The sequence below is a fragment of the Rhodococcus sp. USK13 genome, assembly GCF_018343855.1.
Taxonomy (GTDB): Bacteria; Actinomycetota; Actinomycetes; order Mycobacteriales; family Mycobacteriaceae; genus Rhodococcus_F; species Rhodococcus_F oxybenzonivorans.
In genome coordinates this window covers 5,808,364-5,820,249 of sequence record NZ_CP069242.1, presented here as the reverse complement: position 1 = coordinate 5,820,249, position 11,886 = coordinate 5,808,364, and the positions used below count along the sequence as shown (strand labels likewise).

At 62.5% G+C, this 11,886-nt stretch carries 5 protein-coding genes and 2 pseudogenes; 3 read left to right on the top strand and 4 right to left on the bottom strand.

Features of this window, described 5'->3' with window-relative positions:
- Positions 1-80: 80 nt before the first annotated feature.
- Entirely contained in the window at positions 81-827 is a 747-nt protein-coding gene (locus JQT59_RS29225) for a glucose 1-dehydrogenase (RefSeq protein WP_208962294.1), read from the top strand.
- A gap of 201 nt (positions 828-1,028) precedes the next feature.
- On the opposite strand, the pseudogene JQT59_RS38490 reads toward JQT59_RS29225, so the two are convergent.
- Positions 1,029-1,355: pseudogene (locus tag JQT59_RS38490) on the bottom strand (transposase); the annotation flags it as partial.
- 643 nt (positions 1,356-1,998) lie between these two features.
- On the opposite strand from JQT59_RS38490, the pseudogene JQT59_RS38485 reads away from it, so the two are divergent.
- Positions 1,999-2,588 (top strand): annotated as a pseudogene (locus JQT59_RS38485) (ATP-binding protein); the annotation flags it as partial.
- 946 nt (positions 2,589-3,534) lie between these two features.
- Here JQT59_RS38485 and JQT59_RS29210 read toward each other — a convergent pair.
- Positions 3,535-5,493 carry an NAD(P)/FAD-dependent oxidoreductase gene (locus JQT59_RS29210; protein ID WP_213573012.1) on the bottom strand — a complete coding sequence of 653 codons (1,959 nt, stop codon included), beginning with the start codon at positions 5,491-5,493 and terminating at the stop codon, positions 3,535-3,537.
- A gap of 303 nt (positions 5,494-5,796) precedes the next feature.
- Here JQT59_RS29210 and JQT59_RS29205 point away from each other — a divergent pair, with 303 nt between their 5' ends.
- The gene (locus JQT59_RS29205; RefSeq protein ID WP_213573011.1) at positions 5,797-7,128 is read left to right on the top strand and encodes an MFS transporter; all 1,332 of its coding nucleotides are present in this window, start codon (positions 5,797-5,799) and stop codon (positions 7,126-7,128) included.
- A 51-nt stretch (positions 7,129-7,179) separates the two neighbouring features.
- On the opposite strand, the gene JQT59_RS29200 is transcribed toward JQT59_RS29205, so the two are convergent.
- Complete coding sequence (locus tag JQT59_RS29200) at positions 7,180-10,395, bottom strand: carboxyl transferase domain-containing protein (RefSeq protein WP_213573010.1); 3,216 nt, start codon at positions 10,393-10,395, stop codon at positions 7,180-7,182.
- Between the two features lie 57 nt (positions 10,396-10,452).
- Positions 10,453-11,646, bottom strand: a complete 1,194-nt coding sequence (locus JQT59_RS29195; protein WP_213573009.1) for a flavin reductase — start codon at positions 11,644-11,646, stop codon at positions 10,453-10,455.
- Positions 11,647-11,886: the final 240 nt, after the last annotated feature.

The window sequence follows — 11,886 nt, the reverse complement described above, 5'->3', positions numbered from 1 at the left end:
TCGGGTAGTTATCAGCCAGCTCGATTGCAGCCACGAATCGAAGTCCTGAAGTCGCACACTCTCGCAGAAGGAATCAACCTATGAACAGACTGGACGGCAAAGTCGCACTCGTCACCGGGGCGGCCCGCGGAATGGGGGCGTCCCACGCCCGGAAATTCGTCGAGGAGGGCGCCAAGGTCATCTTGACAGACTTGTCTGATGCCGCTGGCAAAGAGTTGGCCGAAGATCTTGGGGGCAATGCCCTTTTCCTTCATCACGATGTCACTGATCCGCAGTCGTGGGCTGAGGTGGTCGAACACGGCGTCCGTGCCTTTGGTGACATCACGGTCCTCGTCAACAACGCGGGTATTCTCGGACCCGTTACACAGACCGCAGAACTGAGTGAGGCCGACTATCGGACGGTGTGCGCGATCAACCAAGACGGGGTCTTCTACGGGATGAAGTCGGTCCTACCGTCCATGGAACACGCAGGAATCGGCGCCATCGTCAACATCTCGTCCATCGCCGGAATCGCGGCCAACTACGGATTTCCCAGCCTCGCCTACGTTGCGAGCAAATTCGCGGTACGCGGCATGACGAAGGCAACCGCAATAGAGTATGGGCCGAAGAATATCAGGGTCAATTCCGTTCATCCGGGATTTATTCAAACCCCGATGATGGTGGAAGCTACCGATGAATCGGGCGGTGACGCGCTCGGACTGATCCCTTTGGGAAGAATCGCCGATCCTAACGAGGTGTCCAATCTCGTGCTCTTCCTTGCTTCGGACGAATCCTCCTACATCACCGGTGCCGAACACCTTATCGACGCCGGCATGCTCGCCCAATAGGTTCGGCTCGTCCGCCGCGGGCAGATTGCGTACGGCCTGCCAGTGCCTCGAGAGCTGATCGGAAACCCGGCGCGCACCCCCGAGCTGAGCACCGCGAGTGCGATGACGGCATCGGGGGTGCGTCCCCCGGGCCCAGTCGATCCAGCGGTCGAGTTTGGCAGCGGCCTGCTCGACCGGGAGCCGGAAGATCTACCCCACACGCCACCCGGCCGCGTCCGAGGTGACGTGGTGATCTTCTGCGACCTGCTCGGCCCCGAGCAGGTCGCAGAACCCGGACGGTGTGGCCGCGTCACGACCCGGGGCCGCCGACACCAGCCGGCCGGCGTCGTGATCGACGACGACCGTCAAATACTTGTGGACCTTCTTGTACGAGATCTCGTCGATCCTGATCCGCCGCAGCCCGGGCGGGGGCGGTGCCGGTCCCAGGGCGCCGCGTCACCGTGACTCCGTGTCCGCGGCAGCACACCCGCGGGGCGTCGGCCTCGACGAAGGTGCGGACCAGGCAGCTGTCCGGGCGCGCCACCGCCGTGGCCGTGTGGTCGAAAGCGATGCCCTCGATCACCGTCTTTTCGAACACCCAACTCGATATCCTGGCCTCGCGCATGCCGTTCCCACACGTGTAGCCAACTGACCCTGAACTAACCAGAACGCCACTGGGACAACGTCGTGCGCCCTCACCCTCGACGAACTCCACCCTCGATCACAGCAGGAGAGCCGCAATCGGCGCAGGCCTACCGCGCCAGCGGGGTGACCGCTAGCAGATCACCTTGATGGCAATACGGTGGGCGATCAGGGAGCATGCTCCGCCGGAACCGGCTGAACGGGGGTGGGGACTCTCCCCGGTGCTCGTAATGAGTGTTCGGAATGGTACCGGCCGCCGCACTTGGTCCAGGTCCGCAGTAGGGGCCGTTGATATGGGTGAATCCGAGAGCTGAACCTCGCAATCTGGAAATAGCGTGGGAGGTGATCGCATGGGATATGTTGCACGATCATGCTGGGGCGTTCGTACGTCATGCCCTGTCCCGAAGTTGCCGTCGGCAATAGCTGCAGGGATGGTCGCGGGCGACCCGTTTGCTACGCAACGTGACCTGCCCGTTGATCTCACCACGGAGTTGACTGCGGCCGGGTTCGAACACCCTGTGGAGATTGGTAAGGGTGGCTTCGGTGTCGACAAGTCCTCGAACGTCTCACGGACAGATACAGACTGCTGACCGTGGGCAGTCGTGGTGCACCGACACGGCAACAGACACTGCGGCTATCGGTCGACTGGAGTTATTACCTGTGCACCCCCCGCGAACGGCAGGTATGGGCTCGGATTCGGTATTCGCCGGAGTGTTCGAACTGGATGACGCGAATGGGATCTGCGGCCTGGTGATGTCACCGGAAGACCTACTCGATGCGTTGACATCGTTAGTTGACAAGTCGATTCTGATTCGCGAGGAATGGGGCACCACAGTGTGCTTCCGGATGCTCGAGACGCTCCGCGAATATGGCCGCGAGAAGGCGGAAGAGGCAGCCCAATTCGTGGACCTGCGTCGGCGTCACCACGACTGGCATCGGCGTTTGGTAGCCGAGGCAGAGTGGATCAGTGCATACCAACTGGAGTGGATCACTCGTCTCGAACGTCAAAACTCGAATTTGCGAGAGGCGTTGGAATTCAGCTTGGCCGGGGATGACGATGCTGCGATCGAATCCAGCCTGACTATGACGGCGACGCTGCTGCTGTTCTGGCTCACCCGTGGCCGGTTCAACGAAGGACGGAACTGGCTCGGTCGTGCACTCGCGCGCAAGACCCCGGGATTCGACGGCCGAACGCGTCAAGGCCTTGTATGCCGCGAGCGTTCTCGCCGAAGTACAGGGCGATTTCTCTGCCGCAGCTGACTTCGTCGCGGAGAGAGAGGCACTGGTCGCACACGTCTGAGGACGAGCTGACTCATGCGCGGATTGCTCATGCCGATGGGCTCCACCCGATCTACAGTCGCGATCTTCCTCGCGCATGCTCGCGTTTGGAAGAAGCCCTCAGAGTGTTTGGGGAGGAACAGGATTCCGTCTTGCACGTCTGTACTCTAATGATGCTCGGATGGCGTACCAGCTGAACGGTGACGCTCCTCGGGCTATCACTTGCCATGAGCAAGTACTCGCGGTCACGAAATTCCGCGGTGAGTCGGTATATCGATCTTACTCATTGTGGGCGAGGGAAGTCGCGGCAGTTCAGCAGGATGACTTCGACGGTGCTGTCTGTTTGGAAGCTCTGTCATGGATCGCATGCCGACGACAGACGTACGAGCGGGCGGCCGTACTCATGGGCGCGGCCGAGGCGATGGGTTGCTCCGTGGGTAGTTCCGCAGTTTTGTTCCACAACCTGACCGTCTACCACGACGAGTGTCAGGCGTTGACCCTCGAAGCACTCGGTCCGAATAGGTACCACGCGAAGCACATCAGTACGGCGCTTCGCTGAGGTTCGATCCGGCAGTCGACGCCCTCGGGGAGCCGTCCGTTGACCACAGCACGGATGCTGATCACACAGAAGACCGGGACTGAGCGGTCAACGGAGGGTGACCATTTCCAGGCGGACTTCACTGGGATGTCCGGTGGTCAACATCGGTACGCCTCAATGCCGGCGCCGGTGTGACTGTTTTCAGCACCGGCACCGGCTTCGGGGTGAGTCGCGCGCGGCGGACTTCAGTCCCTCACAGGTGTTCGACCATCATCTGACTGTGTAGTTCTCCAGGTCGGGCCGTCGGGTCATCTCCCAGTACTCGACGTTGAGGAACGGCATGACGAAGACGACTCGTCCGCGCGAGTTGCGGTAGTAGGTCGACATCCCACGGTGGGTCCAGACGGTGCGGTCGTGGGTGGTGTCGACGAGCTCGTTGTACTCTTCGGTTGCATCGGTTCGTGCGTCGATGGCGGCGATGTCATGTTCGAACATTTTGGTCAGTAGGCCCCGGATGTACCGCATTTGAACTTCCATGAAGAACATGAAGCTGCCGCTACCGGGGAAGGAGTTTGGGCCGCCGAGCATGAAGAAGTTGGGGAACTGGGGAACCGAGACGCCCAGGTACGCCCGTGGGTCGTCATCATTCCATGCTTCTCGCAGGGACAGTCCATCGACTCCGCGCACATCCAGCGAGGAGACGAAGCGGGCGGCCTCGAACCCCGTAGCCCAGACGATGATGTCGGCGTCGATCTCGGCTCCGGATGCGCTGACGAGTCCCGTCTCGGTCACGGCGGCGACCGATTCGTTGACGAGGTCGACGTTGTCCCGACGCAGGGCCTCGTACCAACCGTTGTCGAGCAGGATGCGCTTGCCGAACGGTGGGTAGTCGGGCATCACCTTGTCGAGGAGGTCGGTACGGTCGCCGACCTGTGCAGTGATGTACCGAGTGAAGTACTCACGGTGCGCATCATTCCGAGCGTTGACAGACCGCTCGGGGTGTTCCCACTCGGGATCGACGCGCAGGGATTCGATGACCTTGTCGCCGAACTGCCAGAACAGTCGAATCCAGTACCAGCTGTGATAAAGGGAGCACGACTGCAACAGTCGCCGAAGTTCCGTAGGGATGGGCATCCGGAACTTCTCGAAGGGTGCCACCCATTGTGGTGAGCGCTGAAAGACCGTCAGGTGCTCGACCCGATCCGCGATGGCGGGAGTGATCTGCATCGAGCTGGCGCCGGTACCGACGATGGCGACCCGCTTGCCTTCGACCTCGAGTCCTTCGGGCCAGTTCGCTGAGTGGAAACTCGTTCCGCGGAAGCTCTCCATGCCGGGGAGATTCGGTGTTACCGGCCGATTGAGAACACCGACAGCACTGATGACGACATTGGAGCGCAAGGTCTCGATCGATCCGTCAGCGTTTCGTACCTCAACGTGCCACCCTCGTGACGTCTCGTCGTAGGTCGCGGCGAGAACTTCGGTGTTGTACCGGACTCGTTCGTTGCCGCCGACCTCCTTGAGGACGCGCCCAAAGTACTCCTGCAGTTCGTTGCGTAGTTCGAAGTGGGTGTTCCAGTCGTTCTTGGCGAACGAAAAGGAATACAGGTGGCTGGGGGTGTCGACGCCGGCGCCGGGGTAAGTGTTCTGCCACCAGTTGCCACCGGCTTCCGGTTGCTTTTCGAGAATTATGTAATCGATGCCCATGTCTTCGAGCTGATGAGCTGCTGCGATGCCGGCGACACCCGTGCCGATCACGATGACGTTGAATCCGACGGGTGGATCGACGGGGGGGAGTGCGAGCTCGGGGGCGTTCGGCGCTGCGCGTCGCGCCAGCTCCAGCGACAACATCGGACCGTACTGGTCTGCGACTGGCTCGCCCATGCAGACGCTGATCATCCGGACTGTCTGTTCAGCTGTCGGTGCCTCGATCGCGGGCTTGACTCCGGCCTGGAAGTCCAGGATTGCGTGCACTGCCGCCTGGCGAATTTCCTCCTGGATCTCCTCGGTGAGTCCTCCGGAGTCGTGGTCGCCGAGACCCTTGCCGCGTGTGGGGCGGTAGGGCTGCTCGAGCCACTTCCCGTCTCCGGTCATTTGGTAGACCACCATGAGCAGAGCGGGGACATTCGCGATGGAAACCGCAGTCCGTACCTCGGACTCACTGAGGCGATCCGGGTTGAACTGACTCGACTCGGTCGCGGTTGCGGATGTGACCGGACTGGCTGTCTGCATATCTGACTACCTCTCGCGGGGGCCGAACGTTGTAGCGGCAGAGAATCAAGCGATGACGACTCGTTCAACGTTCGCGTTGATTATTCGTTGTTGCCATGGTCGCAGCCGGTCGCGCACTTTGTCAACGTGTGAGTTGAAAATCGACTGAATGCAGTGCGGGGCGCGATCGGCGATCTATCTACATCGCCGTTGACAGGGAACTGTGGATGTGCCAGCCTCATTCCTGGCTGTGCCGTGTATCACACACCAGTGTCAGCCGATCCCACTAGGTGGTTCGCTGGCTCTCACCAGAACGGAATCGCAATGACTCACGCCATTACTCCGGACTCCTCTACCGAGAGGGTGCTCGATCTGCGTGCCTCCCGGAAGGCGCTGATCGCCGGGTCTCTCGGCAACCTCGTCGAATGGTACGAATTCGCCATCTACGCATATATGGCACCGATTTTCGCGCCACTGTTCTTCCCTTCCGGCAATCCGACGACGGCGATCCTGTCGACGTTTCTCATCTTCGCGCTCGCGTTCTTCCTGCGTCCTGTCGGCGCAGTCGTCTTTGGTCGTTTGACCGATCGAATCGGACGCCGGCCCGTACTGGCGATGATCATCGGGCTGATGGCCGCGGCCACCACGGCTATAGGACTCCTTCCCACGCATGCCCACATCGGGATGCTGGCGCCGATTTTTCTCACTCTCTGCCGTGTCGGCCAAGGCCTGTCGGCGGGCGGTGAGATGGGCGGCGCCGTTTCACTGATGGTGGAGTCCGCACCGTCGAACAAACGCGGCGTGTACGGGTCCTGGTCTTTCGTCGGGACCACACTGGGATTCGTTCTCGGTGGTGGAGTGGCAACAGTGCTGGCGATTGCCCTTTCCGCCGATCAGTTGGCGTCGTGGGGATGGCGAGTCGGCTTCCTGCTCGCTGCGCCAATGGGTGTCGTCATCCTCTATCTGCGGATGCGCGTCGACGAGACACCGCACTTCAAGCACATGACTAGCGAACGCGCAGCGCATGACCCGTCGTCGGAGGATTCGTCGGCACCGCAAGGACGCTCGTTGATCTACTTTCTCGTCACGATGGGTGCCGTCGTCGTCTACAACGCGGTCGGAAACACCTTCATGGTCGGGATGCCGGCGTTCTTGTCGAAAAGCTTTGAGATGTCCTTCGAACGCTCCTACCTGCTCGCATTGATCACCGGGCTCATCGCGGCAATCTCCATGCCGATCTTCGGTGCCATGTCCGATCGAGTGGGGCGTCGTCCTGTCCTACTGGGCGGTTCAGTGGCCGTTGTGGTGCTTTCCTATCCCCTTTATGCCATGCTCAACTTCGGTTTCGTGGGTGGCCTGACCGCGCTTGCGCTCGCTGGGGTGCTTATCGGTGCAGTGGGGGGACCGATGCCGGCCTTTCTTTCCGAACGCTTCCGCACGCGAAACCGAGCCACCGGAATTTCCGTCACCTACGCGCTCTCGGTGGCCTTGTTCGGAGGCACGGCGCCGTACATCATCACCTGGATGGCCTCGGCGACCGGTGATCCGTTGTCCGCGGCCTACTACACACTCGGCTGCGCCGTGATCAGCGTGATCGCCCTCCTCACGATTCGCGGTGTCGATCGGGACCAGCATCGCGCGGCGCTCGAAGACTGACGGTGAGCGGGCGCCCGTCTCCCTCGGGGGGCGGGCGCTTCCGCTGCTGTATCACCAGGTATCGAGATGCCACCGAACCCGCTCAACGGGTTTGCTGTTTGCGCGGTCGAAGGTCTCGACGATCCACGCTCTGGTGTCGGCCGGATCGATGACATCGTCGATCTCGAACACCGATGCCGCGTTCGTGGCACGCCCCTGGGCCTCGTAGTCGGCCAATAGAGTCTGGAAGGTCTGCTCGCGTTCGTGCGGGTCGTCGATCGCGTCGAGTTCTCGGCGGAACCCGAGCCGCACTGCCCCTTCGGGCCCCATAGCGCCGAGATCTCCAGTCGGCCAAGCGAGCATCGCGTCCGGGACTCGAAAGCTTCCGCCGGCCATGGCCTGCCCTCCGAGTCCGTAGGACTTGCGGATTACGATCGCGCACAGTCGAACAGCGAGATTAGGGCCGGTGACAAGCAACCGGCTGACATGCCGCACCATAGCCGTCTCTTCTGCTTCGGGGCCTACCATGAATCCAGGGGTGTCGCAGAGGGAGACAATCGGCAGTTCATAGGTATCGCAGAGCCGAAGGAAGCGCGCCATCTTGTCGGCCCCGTCGCTGTCGATCGCGCCGCCGCGGTGACGTCCGTCGTTCGCGACGATGCCCACCGGTCGACCCTCCACCCGAGCCAGGCACGTAACCATTCCTCGCCCGAATTCCTTTCGAAGCTCGAGTACCGACTCCTCATCGGTCAGGGTGTGGATGAGCGCACGAATATCGAACACCCGCGATCGTCGCTCGGGTACAGCGTTGCGCAGTCGACGTTGATCGGCGCAGGACCACTGACGGGCAGAGCCCTGGAAGTAGCCGAGGTATTTCTTGGTTGCGGCCACGGCCGCGGCCTCGTCATCGACGAGAATGTCGACGACCCCATTGGCCGCCTGGACCGTGGCGGGCCCGATCGCTTCCGGCGCGAACGCCCCCAGCCCACCTCCCTCGATCATGGCCGGTCCACCCATCCCGATGTTCGCGTCGCCGGTTGCGATGATGACATCACAGGCACCGAGCAGTGCCGCGTTGCCCGCGAAACAACGGCCGGCCGCAATGCCCACCGTCGGAACGTGTCCGTTGAGCCGACCCAACGCGACGAACGTCCCCAAGTCCATCCCGGTTGCCTTGGCCTGATTGTCGGTGTCCCCGGGACGGCCGCCGCCCCCTTCGGCGAAGATGACCACCGGGGTGGCCCGTCGCCGGGCGAGTTCGAACATCCGCTCGGCCTTTTTGTGGTTCTGCAGTCCCTGGGTTCCCGCCAGCACGGTGTAGTCGTACGCGAGGGCGGCGACCTGGGTGTTCTGTGCGTCGGACTCGGCCGCGCTCACCCGGCCGAATCCGGCGACGAGGCCGTCGGCGGGCGTATTGGCTTCGAGGTCGTCCAGCGTCCGCCTTCGACGTTGCGCCGCGATGACAAGCGGGCCGTACTCACGAAAGGAGCCAGGGTCGAAAAGGTCTGCGAGGTTCTCGCGGGCGGTCCGTTTCCCGGCCACGTGCCTTCTTGCGCTGGCTTGTGGGCGGGCGGCGTCCAGACCGGCTTCGTGGCGATCTCTGATTTCGGCGACATCGGAACGGAGGTCGTCCAAGTCGGGAAGTCCACAAGTTGCGATTGTGGTATCCGCGGGCCGGTCGTCGAAGGCGACCGCCGCAAGCGTTGCGACCCGGGCTCCCTCGGCGACAAAATCGCCGACCTGCACGGTCACCTTCTCCAGCCGTCCGGCGGCCGGGGCGATTATCTCATGCTCCATTTTCATGGCCTCGAGAATCGCAACCGGTTCCCCTTGCTCTACCCACTGCCCGGATTCGCCGGCGATCGAAACCACCGTTCCGGCCGACGGTGCGAATAGGTCGGTCGCCTGGCTGTCTTCCGCCTGCACCGGTATGCGCGATGATCTGAGCAGGTAATCGTCGACGAAGCTCGTCGTCATCGCACCGCCCGAAATTGCAGGGTCGGCCAGCACCGACCGCAGCAGCGGCAGGTTGGTGGGCACCCCCTCGATGACGATATGACGTAGCTGGGTCTCGAGGTGAGCGAGAACCTGTGCCAAGGTCGCGCCCAGTCGGTGAACGATGATCTTGGCCAGGAGCGGATCGTAGTCATTGGTTGCCTGCATACCGGCGTAGCCGTGGCTTTCCACCCGAATACCGGACCCGGCCGGGAGGTCGAATCGCGTGATCTTCTGTGTGGGGGCGACCGCGGGCTCGAGGGTGACTCGCGCTTCGACGGCGATCCCGCGGGGGTTTCCGATGGCCTCCTGGGAAAGACCCTGGTCCTTCAGGGACACCCCCTCCGCTATGGCAATCTGGGCTGCGACCAGGTCCACGCCCGTGATTTCTTCGGTGACACCGTGCTCGACTTGCAGTCGTGGATTTCCTTCGATGAAGTAGTAGACGTCGGGGGAGTCGGCATCGACAAGGAATTCGAATGTGCAGACACCTCGGAAGTGTGTTGCCCGCGCGAGATCGAGTGCGGAGCGTAGAAGAGCCGATCGCGTCGCGTCCGGCAAATGCGAAGCAGGCGCGATCTCAATAAGCTTCTGATGGCGGCGCTGAATCGTACAGTCGCGGTCCCAGAGGTGTATCGGGTCGCCGACACCGTCGCCGAGCACCTGAACTTCGATGTGCCGCGCGCGGGGAAGGTAGCGCTCGACATAGACTTGTGATTGCCCGAAACCACGCAGCGCCTCGGATCCGCAACGAATGAGCGCTTGCCCGATGTCGGCGGAGTCTGTGACGACCCGCATTCCGCGGCCGCCGCCGCCGGCGAGAGCCTTCACCATGACCGGGCCGCCCGAGTGCGCTTCCATGAAGGCCAGCGCTTCCGGAAGATCCGTTGCACCGTTTGTCGCGGGAAGGACAGGAACTCCGATCTCTTCGGCCAGAGCCCTCGTCGCCGACTTGTCACCGAAGAGCCGGAGGGTCTCGGAGTCGGGTCCCACGAATGTGATACCTGCGCGTGCACAGGCGTCTGCCAGCTCCGGATTTTCGCTCGCGAATCCGTATCCCGGATGGAGCATGGTGCATCCGGACGTGATGGCTGCGTTGACCATTTGATCGATCTCGAGGTAGGCAGCCGCGCCGCAACTCGACAGCGGGCACACCTCGTCGGCCGCTCGGACGTGGGTTGCTTCGGAGTCGTCGACGCTGTGAACCGCGACGGTGCGAAGTCCGGATCTGCGGGCGGTGCGGATAATCCTCAAAGCGACTTCGCCGCGGTTGGCGATGAGTAAGCCCGGCAATCGCTTTCCCTTCGTTGTCAACTGGGTCGGCCGGAACCGTCCCGTCCTCGAGGATGGTCAGATCACGGTGGGCGTGCATCCGCCCAGCTTCGCGGTGACCCTCTCGGCCGCCGTCATCAATCGATTCCGATACTGTTCGACCGTCGCGCCGGACAGTTGGCGGGGGAGTTGGTACAGGCTCAGCAGCAGCACCGGTTGGGCGTCTTTGCCGAATACCGGAGCGCTGATGATCCGGACGTCATAGGTGGCAGCAGGGTCGATTTCGGCGGGTTCGTATCCCTCCAAACTGAGGGCGCGGGCGGCCTCGGTGACGTCAGACGCCAGATCGCCGGTGGCACCGGTAAGCGGCAGACGCGCAACGGCCCTTTCGAACCGCACTTGTGCGTCGCTGCGAAGCACGAGTGACCAGCCGCGGTCGCGGACACGGGACACCGCCTGCGCAAGCAAGGCACGATCGAGAGCCTCGCCGCCGCGTCCGATCCACTTGTCGCGTTCGCGTCCCTCGGACCATGCCATCAGTGGGAGGGCGAGTGGGGGTACGAAGGGCATTCGCTGCCCGAGGCGGGTGTGTGGTGACGTCGGTAGAGTGCTTGACATGCTGCTGCCGACCAGGACCAGCTGATCCCGAATCGCGACCGAGGCGCAGCATTCGACTCCCAGTTCGCGGGCGACCGCGTCCATTTCCGAACGTGCCTGATCGACGATGCTCAGGGGCCGCAGCAGGTCAGCCTCACCGGGCGCGGTGAGGGAGGTCGACGAGAAGCAGCCGTAGCCACCTTGGAAGAAGATGAGCGGTGAGGCGGCATCATCGACCTCGAGCGATGTAACCCGACCGATCACCAGGAAATGGTCACCGGCGTCGTGGATTGTTTCGATTGTGCAGTCGATCCAGGCGATGCAGTCGTGGATACGCGGATTGTCGCGATTGGTCGGCGTCCAGGAGATCGACGCAAACTTGTCTGATCCCTTCATTGCCAGACTTCGGCAGACGTCCTGCTGGCCGGCGCCGAGCACGTTGACGCAGAAGCGACCGGATTCCCGGATCTTCGGGAAGGTGCTGGAATTTTTGTCGGGGAGGAACGCGACCAGCGCGGGATCCAGCGATACCGATGTGAAGGAGCCGACGGCCATACCGACCGGACCTCCCGCGGAATCAGTGGAGGTGATCGCCACGACGCCGGTCGGGAAGTGGCCGAGCACAGTCCGGAAATGTCCCGGGTCGATCACTGTGTTGGTGTCGGTGAGTGTCATCGGGTTGTCCTTCTCGGCTCAGGACCCAAAGGCCTGATCGGTGTGTGTGTGCTTGCGTCGAGTCTGGTTTCGCGGGTACGGGTCCACCGCTGTGCTGCCATGCCGTCCTCGCGCTCCGAGCGCCTTGGGATCACCCCGGTCTGCTCGAGGTGGAACTGCATGAAGTCTCCGTCTCGGTCGGGCATGTGACGTGCGTCGCTCTGAAGACGATCGTCGCATCGACCTTCGTGGAATGTCAAC